This is a genomic window from Candidatus Absconditicoccus praedator (genome assembly GCF_021057185.1).
GTDB classification, from domain to species: domain Bacteria; phylum Patescibacteriota; class Gracilibacteria; order Absconditabacterales; family Absconditicoccaceae; genus Absconditicoccus; species Absconditicoccus praedator.
Genome location: NZ_CP054059.1, coordinates 1,075,198 through 1,094,929, shown reverse-complemented (window position 1 = coordinate 1,094,929; position 19,732 = coordinate 1,075,198). Strand labels below are relative to the sequence as shown.

The following is a 19,732-nucleotide window of genomic DNA, read 5'->3' as shown; positions in this document are numbered from 1 at the left end:
ATTAATTATCATAATAATTATTTGCATAATAAATATTTAACAAATAAAATCAAGCAAAATTAATTATTCTGATAGCCTATTTGTATCAAAACTTATGTCTGAATCTCTACCTGCTTTATTCAAAGCACCTTCTATAATTATTTCATCCCTTGGATATGCTCAGTCTCAAGGTCACTCCTTCTCTAAATCTGATGGGGATTCATAATCAAATATAATCCTATCTCAATCAACTCATGTTATCTCATAACTTCATCATTCACTTGTGCTTCAAGTTTGTCATACTATACTATCTTGAACTTTTCAATTTACCCTTATCTCTAGACCATTATATGTCCTTCATTGTTCATCTGGAATACCTGATATCCAATTACTAAATTCTATCAATTCCAATCAATTAGCTATCTCCCACTTCTCTCACAAACTTGATTCTGGTCATTTTCCATCCTCATTTACTCATCTCACCTTTATATCTTCATATCATCCATCATCTAATTCTATACTTGTATTTGTAGTAGTCCTCACTTCTTCACTTCAGTCTCTCTTCACCAAAGTTATTTCATAACTATCAGCTCATGATACAGGATTCCAACTAAAGTCATTATTATATGTCCACTCATATCATTCTTCATCCACTATTCATCCACTTCACTCTATACTCAATCATTCTGGAGCTTCCTCTGGTGGCTCAAGCAACTCCTCTTTAGTCTCTATACTAAAAGTTTCACTTCTTTCTCATATCTCCACTGTAATCTCTCTAGTCTCTTCATATCCATCTGGTGCTGTAAATCTTACCTTTACCTCATCATCTTTTTCAACCTCAGTACTTTCTCATCTATCTTCTCAGTTTACTATCAAAACTCATCTTGTGGTAGTTGCTTCTACTGGCACATTTATCCCGCTTACTGTTATCTTATCTGTATCATACTCTTCTCATGGTACTAAGTTTTCCATATCATCAAACTCAAACTTAGTTGGCTCTTTATCTATCTTTTCCTTCACCTCCAAAACAAATTCATTACTTGTCACACTATTTCATTCACTATCCTCTGCTGTTACTGTTACTACAAAATCTCAAACCTCTACAGGTTCTCATGATATTATTCAATCATCATTTATACTCAATCCATCTGGCAATCCATCTGCTTCATAGCTCACTATATCATAATCTCATCACTCAAACTCTCAACTTACATCCAATTCAAAACCCTCTCATTCTCTAATATTTTGATCTTCTATTGGACCATCAAATGTTGGAACATCAGCTTCCCTTGTCTCACTCACAAATTCTGCACTAACTCATCATACTTCTAATGTAGTTATTGTTTCTGTTTGATAATTATCTGCTGTTTTATGTCTTACTCTTACTTCATCTCAAGCTTTTATCTCTCAGTCTGCATCCGTCCAATTTCCATCATTTATTTGATATTCTCAATTTTGTACACTTATATCTACTGGCACATTTATTCAACCAATTTCCACCTTCTCTGATGCCACTTTTTCTCACAAATTTTTTCAGTCTTTTCTTTCAAACTCAAACTGATTTGGAGTTTCTTCCCTTTCTATCAAATCATCTATTGCATCTTTCAGATCCTTACATGCTTGATTTACCTCATCCTGAGTTGCATCTTCATCTTCATTTATATTTTTGGCATTATCCAAGACAGTTTGTAAATCATCCCAACTATCCGGAGTATAATCTTCTTGTTCTTTGTCTTTTGCTATTTCTATTTTATTCTCCAAATCAGATTTATCTACATCTTCTTCATCAATCCTATCTATAGCCTCGTCATTATCTATATTTCACTCCTTCAAGTCTTCTATCGTATTTTGAATATATCTTCACTCAAAAACAGCATTCATAACTTCTGCTGTATATTCTCCATCCAAATACCTTTCTTTCAACCTTCAATCCTCAAAATCACCCAATCACAAATGCATATGTCTTCAAGTATTTGCATTCAGTTCTCCATCAAACATTTCTTCAAAAATCTTTTCATCTACATTCCTAGAAACCACATCAGAAGCAAAATCATCTGCCACATTAGGCAAGTTTCTATAAGAATGAAAGCTTATAGATCACTGACTTATCTGTAAATCCAAAATATATATATCTCAGTTTTGCTGCTCAAATCAAACTGTTAGTTCATCTCATCATATTTCACGAACCAGATCAATCAAATTCTCTTTTGAAATTTTGATAGTATTTGCACCTACAACTTCAAATAATCATCTTACTCAATCATCACTGGCCACAAAAGCATTTGCTCCAACCACAAGATCTTGAGTAGCATTTATCTCCAAACGATCAAGATTTCAATCTTCATCTTCAATCATATCTATATTTGATCATTCTTGTACCCTTGCAATATCAGTGGTATATTCAAAAGTTTCATATCATCTAAATTGTCTATCTATTCAATACTGAGCGTGATTATGATTTTGAGAAATATTTCAAACATCTCAAAACTGATTTTTACCACTACCAAAATTCCAATTTACTCATACATAATACCTATTTTCATCATATCAGGCTCCAGTTTGGGAATGCTGTATATTTCATACAATCTTTAGTCCATCCCCCACATATCTTTGATGTTCTATTCAATAATTTCTATCATCTCAAGTTGATTCCTCTCACCAAAATATTGTTCTGGACTTATCTGAAGGAGACTGATATGTCATTTCTCACCTCATAGAATATTGGGTAGTATCCAATCATGGATCTATATCCTCTCCTAGAATATTTGTAACATTATCATAGGTAAATCTATCTATACTAATATTGAAATTTCATATTACATCTCAATATTTTCAAAAAGAATATGGTTGAGTTGTTCCAGAAAATATTCACCTCAACTCTTGATGATCAGGTACCCAAGCTTCTGTTAGAGAATAAGTATCATATTGTTGTCAATCTATAGTTTCTTGTTGTATTATTTCATCTACTGTTCCAAAACTTTCTCAACTATAATCTCCATAAACAACTGCACCTCAAAGTGACTGAAAAAAAGAATTTATATTATTATTGGTAAAATATGCAGATATCCTATCTACAGATCAAGTAAAATTCTCAGAAGATCATCACACTACAGCACTGTGTATCTGCCTCAATGATTGGATATCTACTCAAATCAAAATATTTCACTCAGAATCCAATGAAACATCTCATCAAGCAACTATATTTTGTAAGTTATCTCTATCTTGAGCTCTTTCAACCTTCAATCTTAGGTTTCATTCTCTTTCTCACAATTCTATCAATTTTTCTAAAGCTACTTTTGCAGACAAAAATCTTTCTCAAGAAATTTTTTCATATCAAACTTGTCAATACACTTCAAGACCAATATCCGAGAGAGCATTATAAAATTGAAATGATGGATCCACTTGTCTGCCTTCTGTATAAGTTCATTCTACTCATATCTCAAACTCTTCTCAATGTATCTTTCATACAACTCATCAAGATGATCATACAGATAGTTCAGGTTGAATTATATCTGAAGAACTACTAGATGGAAGATCTGGTAACTCTTCTAACTGCTTCTTTATCCTTTTTTGTTCTAGTTGGTTTTTCTTTACTTCCTCTTTTAAATAGACCAATAAAACTGAATTTTGAAGCCTAGTACCACGATATGCTTCTTTGGATTCTCAAGTGAAGTAAGCATACAGCTTCCCTCTATGAACATCTGATATCCTAATACCCAAACTAGAAAAAAACTCCCATAGAGTCTCAGCTTCCAAAGCTTCATCAGCTTCTGAATAACTTCCTTTTATATGCTCTACCAGTTCTTGAGAAAAATATTTATCTTCTATACTTTTATTTCAACTATCTCCTCAATAGGCAGAAGATATACTCAACACCCCAGCCAACAAAACACTTGTACTCCTAAAAAACTCTGAAACCTTTGAGGCTTTTCTTGTATCATTATTTCTAAAATTTATTTGTTCTGACATAGCTTTAAAAAGAAAATAAAATCAAAACATATTATACACAATATAAATTTTTTGTCAAAATATCAACACATTTTAAAAAAAACTCACTACATCTGATAATAATAAACAAAATCTTGAATCATACTTCTTGCATGATTTCTTGATATCTCATTTCTTTCTATATTGAAAACTATCACAGACCAGATAAACTCATTATAAACTTGTACATACTCATCCAATTCATCTTCAGTTATTTGATTGTTGTTGTATAGCTCAATATTTTTATCAAAAATCATATCTTGCACCAAAGAAATTGCTTGATTAAGATTTTCATCTCTTGCCTGATATACTGTTTTATCAATTTCAGAAATATCAACCTCTTTGATATAAGACGAAATAAGCTGATTTGCTTCCTGTTTTTGTTGTTGATAATCTTCATAATAATCCAATGCTTGCTGAGCCAACTCAGGATTTCTTTGTTCTCTATACTCCAATACTTTTTCAAAAGTTTTTCTGAAACTATCAAAAACACCTTCTTTTATACCAAAAAGATTATCACTTACCAAAGATCTATTTTCTATATATTCAACCTCTATCTCAAAAATATTGGATACTTGATTCATAGCTGGTTGTAGATTTTCTGGAGCTTTTTCTACTAGACTTTCTCTAACTGATTGAGTAGTTTCTCATCTTTCAACAACTCTTCATTTATCATCTGTTTTTATTTTTTCATAATCCTCATCTATATCATCATCTTCTTCCAACTCTTCATCATCGTCAATTTCACCTTCTTCATCAACATCTTCTTCATCAACATCTTCTTCATCCTCATCTTCATCATCACTAGGAGCAGGAGCTCATCATCCTCACCCTCCTCATCATCTTCTAGGAGCATCATCATCTTCTTCATCTTCTTCTTTCTTAGTAAAAGTATGAGACCACAATTTTGTCTGATTATCAGCAAAATCTTTTCATATTATGTACAAAGTTTTCTCATCCTCTACTTTTATAGATTTTTCTGCATCATCATACTCAAGAACATTTCATTCATCTATTAAAGCAGCTTCATTTTCAAGTCAATATCCATAATATATCTTACCTTCTTCTGTCAAAGACACTTCTACATCAATACTATTTTCAAGTTCTGTATCTGATCAATCATCAAGATTTGTATTCAAAATAGGAGCAACCCTATCAGAAGTTCTCAAAAAAGAAGTTTGTTCAAAATTTACACCTCAATCATCATAACTAGCTTGTTGGATACTTGGACGAGCATCTCCAGTTAAAGGATTATCAAGCTCAAAATCAACAAAATCTCATTCTCAATTTGCTCAACTAAGAGATTCAATTGATTTATCCTTATCTCATAGCCTAATAGTATATTTATTTTTATCAACTTTATCCAAATCAAATCAAGTAGAAAATATAGCTCTAATGTGAGTAACCTCTCCTTCTCAATCAAAATCCTTAGTTTTTGCAGAACTTATAGATATATCCTTTGTTCATTGATAACTAACAGACTGCCTTGATTCATTATCCAAAAACAATCTAAAGTTATTGTTACCAACTTGAGTATTTTCATAATCTAGTATCAACTCAAACTCACAAGGCTTATTAGAATCTTCATCTTTAGTTGACAAAGTAAAGTTAGTATGTCTTCATTTATTAATATTTACTTGTTCACATCCTTGTTTTTTTTCTATATCACTTGATCAAATAGGAGCTCAAGTAGGAGATGTTATTTCTATTTTTTTCTCATCTCAAGTAAATACAACCACTGTCCTAATATTTATAGCTTCTCCCAAAAACACTGTTCAAATATCATCTGAAAACTCTGATTCACTTTTTCATCATTTTTTACCAAGTATATCAGATCAAATCAAATCTCAATAAACTGTAGAAAAACTAAGTAATGATAATAAAGCAAAAAGCATTAAAGCCATAAGATTTTTTAGATTCATTTTGCAAAATTTAGGTTATAAAAATTTTAGTTTGTCACAACTTGAAATGTTGCATTTTCAAGCTCATAAATATTTTCTCTAGTCATAATATTCAAAAAGTACTCACCCGCTTCAAGATCATCTGGTATTTTCAGCATCAAAGTAGTATTAGAAACAACATCAAAATCAGCTGTTTCCAATATCCTATTGTTACTCAACTGGATAGATACAATATCATTGAATCATCATCCAAGAATTGATATCAATCATCAAGTTTTTTTATCTACCTTGGAAGGTATCATATCAGAAATATATATATCTCTTTTTTGATCAGAAAATACTACTTCTTGATTGGCATCTAGTATTTCTTGATTATCTTTGACAAAAAAAGCAAAATAGCTCCCTTCCTCAAAATCATCTCCTACAATATTTACAAAAAAGTTTCAATCATATTCTTGGATTGGGTAGCTAACTTCTCATATTGTTATGTATGATAATTTATCCAAATCATATCAGTATATATCTACAAGTGTTGTTTCATTTACATTGAAGTTTGTGTTCGCTAATCACAATTCTTCTTTCTGTGATTTTGTAGATTGTTCTTGATTTTCTTCTATATCTTCTTGAGTTTCCCCATTATTATCTTCTTCTATAGGATTGTATTCTTGGATTTGTTGTTGATTTTTTTCTATTATATCATCTCAATTGTTTACCAAGGATTCTTCAAAATCAGCATACTTGAAATCTATATAGTTTTTGATATTTGATTTTTGGATATTTTGAGTATTTGATGCCTTAGTAGCATCTCCAGCAAATTCTACAACAACCAAACTTCATCAATTTCTTTCATAAATATTATAATTTGTTTGAATATCAGAAATTTTCATAAGATCTTGAATTTCATCAATCTGAAAATCCAAAGAGTCTACAAATCCAGATTTTTCAAACACAAAAACATATGTAATTTTATCATCTTTTCTAAAAGGAATATCCGAATAAAAATCATCAACCCTATTATGATTTTTTACAAAAAAATCGTATGGATCTACTTGTTGATCTTTTGTTGTATCTATCGTATGCATAGCAAAAAAAGATCAAGCAAACAACATCAAAGATAACCCAAAAACAAAAAATATATTTTTCATCACAAAATCTAATAAACATAAACTCAAATAGTTCTTTTTGTATAATCTTGAGAATTACTAAGAGTGATTGTAATTTCCTCGTCCAACAAAGACTGATCTACATCTTCAACCATAGGAGCACGATAATAAAAATTTATTGTACCATCACTAGATATTGTTCAAGTTCTATTATTATTTGATCACTCATCAGAAGCTATGGTATATGTCACTTCATCATCAAAATCATCATCAACAAATTCTATGTCTACACTAAAACTTTGCAAGGTGTCCTCTCTCAAGAATATAGGATCCGAAGAAGGTGAAACATTTCTAATAACTGGAGGTAATGCATCTCAGGTCAATACAACTGCTGATACATCCACTTCATCTATTATTGTTCTATCTGAACTATCTGCAAAAACGTTTGTGATAAACAAAAATACTCAAATCAAAACAAAGTTCAAAACAAATAGACTTTTTAGATTTATCATTTTAATTTTTTGAAATTAAACATTGTTGTTTTTCATCTCTTCCATTATTTGTTGTCTAAGTTTTTCGTTGGATTTCTTTTTCCATACAATAAACAAAATTATCAAAAATACAAATCATAATACACCTCCAATTATTACAAACCAGTTGTTGGTAACTTTGGTGTCTGTATATTCTATAGTAATTTCATCTTGCTCATAAAAATCTTTTTGTTCTCAATCTTTTCATACATAAGAAAGTTCCATTTGTAGTGTGAAGTCTCTTTGAACTGGTACTTCTTCCAAGCTTTCCCAAAAATTTAGATATGTTGCCTCCTCTGCTTCTTGGGCATAATGTTCTGATATATCCCTAAATTCTGCTCTTTGTCTTCAATCTCTGTCCAATACATTATAACCAAAACCTTGCCACTCACTTTCAAAAGCTCTTGTAGAGTCTGGCAACACATTACCACCAGCATCATTAATAGGAATATAATCCACTAATTCTTCTCATACAAAAGCTCACTGAGGCGAAGTAATTCTTTCTTTACCTATATCTTCCAACTGATTACCATCTTCATCTATGATTTCTATCCTACCTGTTGGTTGGATATGTACATTACCTTTATTTTCAAATCTTGTCTTAAAACTTATTGGGAAGCTATCAAAATGGTCTTCCTCAAAAAACTCTCACCCAAGAGCTCTTCAAAAATCAAAAGAACTCAACTCTCAATCAATTTCTACTTCTCAATCCACATCTACAAGCATCAAAGCACCTAGCCTACTAACTACAGAAACCTGACCATCTCAACCACCTGGAGAAAAAAATAGTGCTCAATAATGACCTCATGGTTCGGCATCTTCAGGAATATCTATACTAAAAGAAATCTCTCTTGTTTCTCCTGGTCCCAAAGTAATATTTTCTTGAGAAGCGGATATCCACCTGGATAAAGCATTATCAGGATTGGGTAAATCTGATCTATCAACAAATTGAGGATTACCTGTCTCATCTCAAGCAACAAAGTCTTCTTTGGATGTATATAAAGTTACAGATTCATCAGCATTATTAGAAACTCTTACTACCTCATCAACTGACTCACCAGGCTCCAGATCAAATTCAAACCTAAGAGGTGATATACTAATACCTGCAAAACCAAATCACCAAAACATCATCAAAAACACAACAAATCACAGATTTTTTTTCATTGAAACTAAGACACATATATAAATCAATAAGTAATTAATAAATATTTTTTTGTCAAATTCAAGTATTATTTTTTATTATTTATCTAAAATCAATTTTTTGTCCAAGAAGCTTTTGAAATTAGGCTCGCAAAATTTTGACACAAAAAAAGCCGGCTGCAAAAACAGCCGGCAAATTCCCAGATAGACTGGGAACTTGGAGGAGTTTTGGGAACACAATTTTATTAATCAAAATTTTTTTTATTTCAAGATCAAATTTCCAAATTTTTATCTAAAGTTTTTTGCTGCTTTTTTGAAGCAATATATCCAACATCAGCCCATCTTAGTTTGCAACAATACCCAAGGCTTATTCCATCCTTTTGGTAACAAACCATAAGAGTGGAACACTCCATCCCTTTTGTTACAATCTTTAGGAGTGGGGGTACTCCTCAACTTTGTTACAATCTTTTGGAGGGGTGACCCTCTTCAACTTTGGCGCCGAGTTAATGGAGGGTATCCTCTTCTGCGCCCGGGCGCCAAATAAGCTTGTTGAACTCAGCGTTCACCGCATCGATCTACCGCGCCCGGGCGCGAATAGAACAACATAAAAAAGCCCCACACTTGCTGGAAGTGTAGGGCTCTCTTTTGGGTATTTGCTTTGGTATCAAAAAATTCTAAGATTTTGGTTAGAAACTACCTGTGATAGTAAATTCTAGTTCATCAGAATAATTACCAGCAGGAGTATCTGTATTTATAGCTGCTTGTGGTTGAAGAGTAAAGCTTCAATTAGTAACAGGGTTATCAGTTTCAGCTATAGAAACTGAACCATCATCAAAATCTACTATTTCATAACTATCTATTGTTTCTGAAATATTACCATCATCAAAATCTACTTGATTATCTCAAGTAAGACCAAATCTATAGAATTCATCACCATCAGAACCATATTCTGTCAGATCATCTCAAGAATAAGCTATATCATCATATTGTTCATTTGTCAAAGAACCATTACTATCTACACTAATAGTAAGACCATCAGTAGCATTTGTACTACCAGTAACAACTAGGTCACCAGCATCATTAAGTTCATCCAATTCAAGCTCACCAAAATCAAGAGAAGTATCAGAAAGCTCCATACTTAGTATAGGAAGAACTTGAGCTGTCACTTCTACACTATGATCATCAGCACCTTCTACAACTACTGCTCCAGCAAAATTAGTATCATCATCATTATAAATATAACTTACTTCATAATAATCTCATTCACTATAACCACCAGATATAACTAATTCATCATCTTTTATTTCTAAATCACCTTGAGCAACTTCTATCCTATCACCTTCATATTCATCTGCAACATAAACTGTAAGATCACCTTCTTCTTGACCATCATCAAAATTATTATCACTAACAACTATATTACCATCACCATCTACTTCTCAAGTAGGAGCCTCATCAGCTCTTACACCTGGAGCTATCATAGCAAATACCAAAGCAAATATTGAACCTGTAGCCAATATTCTTGTCATCATATTTGTTCTCATTGTGTTTGTAATTTAAAAATTAAATTTATTGTTAAAGTATTTTTGAGAAAAACACCCAAAAACTCCGGAGTTTTATGTGTTTTAGTTTTTGTTTTCATCTTATATATACCTATTAAAAAATAAAAATCAATACAAAATAGATTTTTTACACAAATTTGTACACCAGTATTTCAAATATTTTTGAAAGATTATCACAATTATAAGAGACTACTCACATACACATTTTTTCTAAAAAATGAAAAAACATATCAAACAATACAAACAAAATAATTACAAAGATTGTCACACAAAAATAATACAACCTGATATTGAAAAAACTTTAATTTTATTTATAAAAATACTTATTTAAGTTTATAACTTATTAGTTAGCATGATAGATCAACAAAAAATCTTAGAAGAACTACAAGAATGCGATAGCATAGAAAAATTAGAGAACTTTGAACAAAAATACCTAGGTAAAAAATGAGAAATCAATCAAGAATTCAAAACTTTATGAAAACTTGATCCCGAAGAAAGAAAAAAGAAATGACAATTTCTTTCATCAATAAAAGAAAAAATAGAAAAAGAATTCAAACAAATCAAAAAAGACATCAAGATAAAAACAATAAACCAACAACTAAACAACGATCCTATAGATATTACAACTCCTTCACCCAACCTAAAAAAAGGTAGTACAACGGTAATCACAAAACTTAGAAGAAAAGCAGAAGATATTTCAAAATGAATGTGATTTACTATAGAATACTGAGAAGATTTAGTTAGCAAATACAATAATTTTTACTCTGTAAACATACCACCTACACACCCTGCCACTGAAATGCAGGACACAATATACTCAAAATCAAAAGATGACACAAACGACAACTATGTACTAAGAACTCATACATCAGCAATGCAAAATAAGCTACTAAAAAAATACTGAGCACCACTCAAAGTAGCAATACCTTGAAAAGTATATAGGTTTGAAAAAACTGATGCAAGTCATGATAGTGTATTTTGGCAGTTTGAATGAGTAGTAGTTGATGAATGAATTAATATACCAAACTTCAAATATATGTTGAGAAAAATACTATCTTGACTACTAGAAACTGATGTACAAATAAGAATGAGACCATCTTATTTCCCATTTGTAGAACCGGGAATGGAAGTAGATGCTTCTTGTCCAATATGCAAATGAAACTGATGCTCATTATGCAAATGATGATGATGGATAGAGATTTTATGAGCTTGAATGATACACCCAAATGTACTTCAAGAAGCAAACATAGATCCATCCAAATACTCATGATTTGCCTTTTGAATGTGACTAACAAGACTTGCAGCAATCAAATATTGAATAGATGATATAAGACTACTAAACTCTGCAGACCTAAAATTTATCAAAAGTATATAAAAAAAATCTCCATTGTTTGGAGATTTTTGTTTTAAAAGTATTTTAAACTAGCTTTTAAACTTGGTTAGTTTGATATCAGCAGATATTTTTTCTAGTTCTTGAGAGGTGGCTTCTATCTCTTCAATATTTCAATTTTTTTGTAGTTCTTGGAGTTTCTCTTGTAGCTCTAACTTCATTTTTTCAAGATTTTCTTTGGATTCTTCAGGAGTTGTAGAAGCCACAGAAGTATTTAGAATATTTATATTTCAATCTGTATAAAATATTCATTTTGAAACAGAAATAGAAATTTTATCATCATCAAAAAGAAAATCTCATGACTTGATGAAACTTTCTTCATGATTTTTGGGAACAAGCTGTATAATTCCTGCCTTAGTAGTACATGTCAAAGGAATATGATTTGGAAGTATAGCAAGTTCTCATTCCTCAGAAGGAACTATTATTTTTTTTACTTCTCACTCGAAAACGACACTATCCAAGCTAGTAATTCTCAAATACATAAACTAATATTTAATATTATAAATTATTTATTTATTTTTTTTCTTAAAAATGCAGGTGTTTCATAATCTTCTTTTGGTTTTTCAGTTGGTTCTTCTGCTTTTGGTTGTTCTGACATTCTTGTTGAATTATTATCTGAGCTTCCTGAACTAAGAGCCTTATTCACAAAGTCTTGTCATTTTGATCTTCTTGATGAAGATCATGTTGAAGCTTTTTGTGTACCTCTTATCATATCTTCTTGAGCTGACTCAGGAAATCAAGTTGCAACTATAGTAACTTTTACTTCTCAATCATAGCTTTCATCCAATGTCATTCACCAGATAATATTTGCATCAGGATTTGCTATCTCTTCTATAACTCTTGAAGCATCTTGAACCTCTACAGGAGTCAAATCTTCTCATCAAGTCACAGCAAATATTATATTTTGAGCTCATTCCAAATTGGATTCTAATAATGGATTTTCTATAGCATTTCTTGCTGCATCCACTGCTCTATTTTCTCATTCACCATAACCTATTCAAAGTAATGCTGTTCAAGAGTTTTCCATAATCACTCTAATATCTGCAAAGTCTATATTAATATCTCAAGGTCTTATAATAAGGTCAGAAATTCATTGTACACCCAACATTAATATTTTATCAACCATTGAAAATGCTTGTTTGAATGTTGTTTTCTTGTCTATGATATTGAATATTTTATCATTTGGTATCACTATCAAGGTATCCACAGACTGTTTCATCTTTTCTAATCATTCCGAAGCATTTTCATACCTTTTCTTTCATTCAAAGCTAAATGGTTTTGTAACAACTCATACAGTAAGAATTCACATTTCTTTTGCCGCTTGTGCAATTACTGGTGTTGCTCAAGTACCTGTACCTCATCACATACCTGCAGTCACAAATAGCATATCTGTATCTTGAAGAAGTTTTTTTATTTCATCAATATTTTCTTCTGCAGCCTTTCTTCAAACATCAGCATTAGCTCAAGCTCAAAGTCATCTTGTAAGATTTAGTCATATATTAACTTTATGCTCTGCAAAAGAACCTGATAATGCTTGAGCATCAGTATTTACTCATATAAATTCAACTCATTCTATTCATTCTTGAATCATTCTATTCAAACTATTAGAACCACCTCATCATACTCAAACTACTTTTATTCTAGCTCATGGTACAAAATCTGGAGTTATTTCTTGTAATGTCATTTTCTTATTATTTTAGTATATAAATTTTCAAAATAAGATTAATTTTAGAACATATCTTTAATATATTTTATTACTTTTTTCACCCATCATAATCAAACTCACATAGACATACTAAATCATCCACTTCATACTCAATACTTGTCAACCCATGCATTTACTCATATTGTATTTATATACTGCAATTTGGTTGATACATCAGATATATTATAAACTTTATCCTTTCCAAAAAAGGTAACAAGCTTAAAATATTCTTTTGATAGCTTTTCAACATTATTCATCTTTGCTCATCATCCTACTAGTACTACTCATCATGGAAGCCTACTATCTTTCCCTAGCTGTACAAGATACTCATTTATATGTTCAAAAATTTCTTCATACCTTGCGGTAATAACATCAGACAAAAATGCCACATCAATTGATTCGTCTTCTTGAGACTGATCCTCCAATAATGCAGTTCATTTTTCTTTTTTTATTTTTTCTGCATCTTTTATATCTACCTGAAGTCAAATTGAAATATCTTTGGTTACTTCCTCTCATCAAATAGGTACAACTCAATAAGTTATAGGAAATCACTCCTCATAAACCACAAAAGAAGTTTGATTATTTCATATATCTATCAACAATGTTCAAAGATCCTTATCATCAAAATCTATAGCTGATTCCGATGCACCAAGTAAGTTTGGAACAATATCCACTACATCTATTTCAAGTTTTTCAAAAACTTCTACTAATGTATTATAAAAATTCTTTGGTATAGAAAAAACATCTGCAGTAATTTCAAGCTTTTTTCACTGCATTCATGTAGGGTCTTTTAGCCTCATTTGTTCATCTATAATCCACTGTACAGGAATGATTTTGATGGTTTCATAATTTTGTTCACCGGAAGTTTCTGAAATTAGATTTGTAAGATGATCCATATCATCTTGTTGTATTGACTCATTCATTACTCTTTTTTGTTCTGAAATTCTTTTGATTTTCATATCTGGATGAGACAACCCCACATATATTTCATCTATAAAGTCACCTCAAAGTTTTTTTTCAAAACTTTCAAACAAAGCTCTAATTGAATACACAAAATCATCAACATCCAATATTTTTCATTTTCTCATTCACTTAGTTTTAACTGTATCTTTAGATATAACCACTGTACTATCTCACTCTTTTGCAAATATGATACCTTTTATATATCAGTTTCATAAATCTAAAACCAACTTTAAATCCTGCATTTAAAAAAACATTTAATTCAAATAAATTTTTTCAATAAACTCTTTATAACAAAATCAAAAACAAAGTCAAATAGTAATTTTTCTAATGTGATTACTTTTGGTTATCATTACTAATAATTGAAAATTCAATCCATTTCATTGAATGTTTGAGCCCATCTTTGACAAGTAGAATAATTTTCTCACCGTTGTGTACATTTATTATGTCTTACTTGATTAACTCTCCTATCAAAAATAATTTTGCTTATTATTCTTCTATCCTCAACATCTGCAGGAGAAAAATAAAAAGATATATATCAATAAGATTTTTGTTCATCATTATTTATTTTAACAGGCGGTGTATTTATATCTCACTGAAACAACGTTGATAAGTTGATTTCTTCTATAAGGCCTTCATCATCACTAGCTCAATCATACTCTCATATACTTACATAATATTCTCTTGAATTATCATAACAATAATTTTCTCATGTTCAATCAGATCACTCAAGCTCAATTTTTTTATAATCACTAGAAGTTCAATCTTTAATATACCTAAAACTTATATAATTGTCATCCTCATTAAAAACTAACTCATATTCATCTGGATACACAACCTCTCCTACTGATTCATCATAAAGTCATTTTCAGGTAGAAGCCATATCAATAAAGTTTTTTATCTGTCAGTATGTATGATCTACACATCATCTTGCTCTTATATAATCTCTTTCATTCATTTGAAAAAAATTACTTAATGCTGCTAAAAGTAATCATAATATAATAACAACTACAATTATTTCAAATAATGTAAAAGAATTCTTCATTTTTTTTATTTTATTTAAAATTAATCCACCAAAGGTCTAATCACATACACAAGATTTTCATCCAACTCATCCTTAAATACTACTGGTTTTTCATTATCTACAATATTAATCAAAATATTATCAGATTCAATTACTTTTATAAAATCAGAAATATATTTTCAATTTATACCAATCTTAAAGTCACTTCAGTCTATGCTAGCATTAATATTGGTATCTGCTTCTCACTTATCAGTTTCTCAAGATCTCACAACTATTTTTTTCTCATCCAAGTTACTTATATTTACAAAATTATTCACATCTTTAGTAAGAATTGAAACTTTTTTAATAGATTTTTCTAGTTGCATTTTATCAGTATTTATTTCTGTATTATACTGTCTAGGGATTATGCTTTCATTATCATAATTTGGAAAGTTTCATTGAATTAATACAGAAGTTGTATATATTTTTGAGTCTTCTAAATCTGCTACAAAGCTAACCATATTTTCTGAAAATGACACATCAATTTTTGTTCATCATTTTTCTTCTACATAATCTATCATTTTTTTTATATCTATGATATTTATTTTAGGTATTACAAGCTCCATCTCACAAAACTCTCCCTCATAAGGAATTTTGTATTCTGCCAACCTTAATGAATCTGTTCAAACAAAAACTAACTTATTTCAATCTGATTCTTGTTTCATTTTAAGCAACACTCCAGTCAATACAGGTGAAAAATTTCTTTCAGTAACAGCATAAGCAACTTTATCAATTCATTTTGACAGCTCAGATGGCTTGATAGAAGCAGCTACATCAGAGGAAACAGAAGGTGCAGCTACATATTCAGATATAGAAATTCATTTTACTTTAAAAACATCACTTGTTGTGTTTATTGTTAACATATCAGTATTTTCATCTATTTCTAGTTTAACCTCATCATCATCCAAACTTCTAATAATATCAGAAAAAACTTTTGCATTTACAGTAAGTCATCACTGAGCTTCCACTTGAGTATTTATTTCAAATTGTATATATTTTTCCATATCAGTTGACTTAAAAACAACTTTATCGGATTCAGCCTTTATATATATATTTTCTAGCACAGGCAGTGTAGAGCTTTTTGAAACAAATCTTGTACAATTATCCAATATTTCTTGTAATTTTGATGTAGGTATAGTTGCTATCATTATTTTTTAGTAAATTTATAAATTATTTTCAAAAGTTTCTCTCTTTATAAACATTATTGAACCAAGACAAAGCTTCATCCAAATCTTTAGAATTAAATTCTGGACATTTTTTTTCTGAAAAATACAATTCTGCATATCACACCCACCACAGCATAAATCCTGAAAGTCTTTTTGCTAAATTTCATTTTGTTCTGATAACTAATTCTATATTCGGCAAGTCTCAAAAATCAAGATGTTTTGATAAATTTTCTTCAGTAATATCGTCTTGAATATCATTCAAATTGTATTTTCATTGTTGTATCATATTGGAAGCCATATTTTTAATACCTCTAACAACCTCATCTCTTCATCAATAATTTATAGCCAACACAAGATATTTATCAGTATCAAAAGTTAATTCTTTTTGTTTATCCTTTAAAAAGTCTGCCAAATCTTTTGGTATACCATCCAAGTTTCATACAAATCTAAAGTTGACTTTTTTTTCTTTTAAAAACTTTTCCAAATTAATAGGTACTTTTTTATACAAACCAAAAAGGTAATCCAACTCTTCATTTGTTCTTCATTTTCGATTTTCTGTACTAAGTCCCCATATACTAAATACTTTTATATCAGTATTAGTAAAGATATGATTACAAAGTTCAATACATCTATTAAATCACTCAAGATGTCACCAAAATTTTGGTATATTTTGAGTTTTCGCCCAAGTCCTATTTCAATCAGGGATTAATCAAACATGCTTTGGATAATTCATCATCAAATTTACTCATATAAATTTTAAGAAATAACTAACTCTTCAAAATTTTCTTTATAATAAAGTTTACATTTTTTAAGAATTTGCTCAACTTTTTCTATATCTGCCAAATCTTTTTTATCAATTTCTAATTTCAAACTAAAATTTCAATAATATTCATGTTGTTTAAACTTTTTAAGTATTGTAGGAAGTTTCAAAGATCAATCTCACAATGGCACATGTCATACTCAAGTTTTAGTTTTGTCTGATAAATAAACTACTCATATATGAGGAACAAAGCCAGAAATTTTTCTTAAAAAATTAATCTCCAAAGCCTGTTCATCTATATTTGCCACATCAAATCACAAATACACTTTATATTTCTTAATTATATCAACGATATTATTAAAATGATACTCTGGTATAGGCAACATAAAAAGACTACTTTTGGGAGGATTTATTATAGAAAATTTTATGTTTGGGTTTTGTCTTTTATATGAAGAAATATTATTGCTAATAAACCTATATGATTTCCAATTTGTAAAACGAGGAGGATTTATTGTTATGTTTTCAACTCAAAGCTCTTTAGCCATATCTACAGCTTTATTCATTTCTTTTGAATTTGTGTTTGATGAAATCTGAATCACCTTTACTGGCATTTCATACTTTTCAGAAAGTTTTTTAACATATTTTGAGCTCCAACTATCAAAACTCTTCCACATTGCAAGATCTATTCAGTCAAAATTTATGTTTCTAGCAGTTTCAAATATCAAGTCTAGTCAATATCACGACAAACTATCAGTGCTAAGCAAAAACTCTGCTTTATTTTTTTTAATTTCCTCTTGTTCACTCATTAATTTATTATACAAAATAAATCATACACAAATTAGAATTTATGATAAATATTTTAAGTTATTTTTCAACTAAAAATAAGTCTTTCAGATATTTAATTCTTCTTTTAGGTTTATCTCATATATCATCTCTTTCTATAATATCATCTAACTGATTTGTAATATTATTTATTTGCCTTTCTCTTAGAATAGTATTTGAACTCAATAGTTCTTCATCTATCTTTTCATAAACTAACTCTACCCTTCTTTTCTCATCAGATGACAGCTTCTTTGATTCCTCTAAAGTTTCCTGATTTTCTACATCTTCCTCATTATCCATTTCAAAATTTTTTAAAATCTGATAAACTTCCACTACCTCTTTTTCTGATCAGATTGTATAAGAAATTTGTTTTCATTTTTTTGATTCTAAATTATCAAACTGGATATCACAAACTCACATATAACAAAAAATTTTTTCTATTTTATTTGATGATTTTTCTTTTACTACATAAGTAAGAAATTTATTTAGGTTTCAGTCATTAACTAAAGCAGAGACTAAAATTCAAGGACAGTTTGATATTATATAATCAGCATTATTTTTTAGATATTCAAATCTTTCATCATAATTACTAAAATTAATCCATCAATCCTTATAATGATTTATATTAAAACATTTTTTAGATTTTCAAAAATAATTGTATCAGTTTGGGTTTTCTGTATCATCAAAAGTAGGATCATAATATTTATCTTCAATTTTTATCCAAGAATGTAAGTACTCCTCCAAGTCTAATTCATTTTTAACAATTGGCTGTACTTCACCTACCACTCTTTCAGCCTCTAATCACATAATTCCTGCAAGAAAAACAAATACTTTTACATATCAATCACAGACAACATTTAATCAATCAAAAAATCATCATATTCTCCAAGGATACATATCATTTGGAAGATTATTTAAGTCTTCTACTACATCATAATTGTATGAGGTATTTTCTATTATATAATCATAAATTAGCTTTATCGTATCATCATTTTGATTGTCTGGGCTAATTTTGGAGTTTATTTTATCTATAACATCATTAATTTGAGAATAATTTTCTCTAAAATATTGTATATCATAATCCACAAAATCATTTTTGGGAAGAAAAACAACTCAATCTTTTGAAAAACAAGTCTTATCAGTTTTATTTTTTCAAAGAAGAACAGTGTTGTCATTATCTATCTTAATTAAATCAGTATGATTTGACAGAAATTCATTAGGAATATTATCTAAATTTTCACAATTTCAAGAGTCGGCAATATTTTCTTTTTTTTGTAAAACATAAAATTTATCTTCATTTTCAATTTTCACAAAAAAAGTATTACTATCAAAACCTAAAAACCTATTTATATTATAATAACTTTGAAAGTCTGAAATTTCATACAATGAAACACTTCACAAAAAATAGTAAGTATTATCTTTATTGGATACATAAGGCTCATTTGAAAAAATTTGATCTTGCAATTGTATATACTCATAATTGGTTTTTATATAGTCAAAAAAATCTTGAGCATAAGTGTATCAACTGATCAAGCTCATAAAAAGAAAAAAAGATAAGATTTTTTTCATATTAATTTTTGTTTTGTTTAAATATTGTTTATTATAAATAATTTTACATAACTTTCAATAAAAAAACCTGAAAGTAGTATTTCAGGTTTTTATAG

At 29.5% G+C, this 19,732-nt stretch carries 16 protein-coding genes; 1 reads left to right on the top strand and 15 read right to left on the bottom strand.

The genetic code is table 25. The annotated features are described in order from the left end of the window. Nucleotides 1-63: 63 nt before the first annotated feature. The 7 genes from HLG78_RS05255 to HLG78_RS05225 form a co-directional block, all read right to left on the bottom strand. On the bottom strand, nucleotides 64-3,948 hold the full coding sequence (locus tag HLG78_RS05255) for a putative Ig domain-containing protein (RefSeq protein WP_231178042.1): 3,885 nt from the start codon (nucleotides 3,946-3,948) through the stop codon (nucleotides 64-66). Between the two features lie 86 nt (nucleotides 3,949-4,034). Continuing rightward, nucleotides 4,035-5,888 (bottom strand): hypothetical protein, encoded by a 1,854-nt coding sequence (locus HLG78_RS05250; RefSeq protein WP_231178037.1) that lies wholly within the window; start codon nucleotides 5,886-5,888, stop codon nucleotides 4,035-4,037. 26 nt (nucleotides 5,889-5,914) lie between these two features. Continuing rightward, a complete protein-coding gene (locus HLG78_RS05245; RefSeq protein WP_231178035.1) occupies nucleotides 5,915-7,012 on the bottom strand; it encodes a hypothetical protein in 1,098 nt (365 codons plus the stop codon). Nucleotides 7,013-7,020: 8 nt separating this feature from the next. After that, on the bottom strand, nucleotides 7,021-7,482 hold the full coding sequence (locus HLG78_RS05240; protein ID WP_231178034.1) for a hypothetical protein: 462 nt from the start codon (nucleotides 7,480-7,482) through the stop codon (nucleotides 7,021-7,023). 15 nt (nucleotides 7,483-7,497) lie between these two features. After that, the gene (locus HLG78_RS05235; protein WP_231178032.1) at nucleotides 7,498-8,664 is read right to left on the bottom strand and encodes a WxL protein peptidoglycan domain-containing protein; all 1,167 of its coding nucleotides are present in this window, start codon (nucleotides 8,662-8,664) and stop codon (nucleotides 7,498-7,500) included. A 221-nt stretch (nucleotides 8,665-8,885) separates the two neighbouring features. Further along, complete coding sequence (locus HLG78_RS05230; protein ID WP_231178030.1) at nucleotides 8,886-9,035, bottom strand: hypothetical protein; 150 nt, start codon at nucleotides 9,033-9,035, stop codon at nucleotides 8,886-8,888. A 291-nt stretch (nucleotides 9,036-9,326) separates the two neighbouring features. Further along, nucleotides 9,327-10,184: a hypothetical protein gene (locus tag HLG78_RS05225; protein WP_231178028.1), complete on the bottom strand. Its 858-nt coding sequence runs from the start codon at nucleotides 10,182-10,184 to the stop codon at nucleotides 9,327-9,329. Between the two features lie 370 nt (nucleotides 10,185-10,554). Between HLG78_RS05225 and pheS the strand changes: the two genes are divergently transcribed. Then, entirely contained in the window at nucleotides 10,555-11,577 is a 1,023-nt protein-coding gene (gene pheS / locus HLG78_RS05220; RefSeq protein WP_231178026.1) for a phenylalanine--tRNA ligase subunit alpha, read from the top strand. Between the two features lie 47 nt (nucleotides 11,578-11,624). On the opposite strand, the gene HLG78_RS05215 is transcribed toward pheS, so the two are convergent. From HLG78_RS05215 to HLG78_RS05180, 8 genes are all read right to left on the bottom strand, one after another. After that, on the bottom strand, nucleotides 11,625-12,074 hold the full coding sequence (locus tag HLG78_RS05215) for a F0F1 ATP synthase subunit delta/epsilon (protein ID WP_231178024.1): 450 nt from the start codon (nucleotides 12,072-12,074) through the stop codon (nucleotides 11,625-11,627). 23 nt (nucleotides 12,075-12,097) lie between these two features. After that, on the bottom strand, nucleotides 12,098-13,276 hold the full coding sequence (ftsZ, locus tag HLG78_RS05210) for a cell division protein FtsZ (protein WP_231178021.1): 1,179 nt from the start codon (nucleotides 13,274-13,276) through the stop codon (nucleotides 12,098-12,100). A 44-nt stretch (nucleotides 13,277-13,320) separates the two neighbouring features. Further along, nucleotides 13,321-14,502: a cell division protein FtsA gene (gene ftsA, locus HLG78_RS05205; RefSeq protein WP_231178018.1), complete on the bottom strand. Its 1,182-nt coding sequence runs from the start codon at nucleotides 14,500-14,502 to the stop codon at nucleotides 13,321-13,323. Nucleotides 14,503-14,612: 110 nt separating this feature from the next. Beyond that, on the bottom strand, nucleotides 14,613-15,302 hold the full coding sequence (locus HLG78_RS05200) for a hypothetical protein (RefSeq protein ID WP_231178015.1): 690 nt from the start codon (nucleotides 15,300-15,302) through the stop codon (nucleotides 14,613-14,615). 20 nt (nucleotides 15,303-15,322) lie between these two features. After that, nucleotides 15,323-16,468: a DNA polymerase III subunit beta gene (gene dnaN, locus HLG78_RS05195; RefSeq protein ID WP_231177998.1), complete on the bottom strand. Its 1,146-nt coding sequence runs from the start codon at nucleotides 16,466-16,468 to the stop codon at nucleotides 15,323-15,325. Between the two features lie 22 nt (nucleotides 16,469-16,490). Then, nucleotides 16,491-17,222, bottom strand: coding sequence for a polyprenyl diphosphate synthase (gene uppS / locus HLG78_RS05190; protein WP_231177995.1), 732 nt, complete (start codon nucleotides 17,220-17,222; stop codon nucleotides 16,491-16,493). A 20-nt stretch (nucleotides 17,223-17,242) separates the two neighbouring features. Then, nucleotides 17,243-18,052: a sugar phosphate isomerase/epimerase family protein gene (locus HLG78_RS05185; protein ID WP_231177991.1), complete on the bottom strand. Its 810-nt coding sequence runs from the start codon at nucleotides 18,050-18,052 to the stop codon at nucleotides 17,243-17,245. 58 nt (nucleotides 18,053-18,110) lie between these two features. Further along, on the bottom strand, nucleotides 18,111-19,637 hold the full coding sequence (locus tag HLG78_RS05180) for a hypothetical protein (RefSeq protein WP_231177989.1): 1,527 nt from the start codon (nucleotides 19,635-19,637) through the stop codon (nucleotides 18,111-18,113). Nucleotides 19,638-19,732 lie beyond the last annotated feature (95 nt).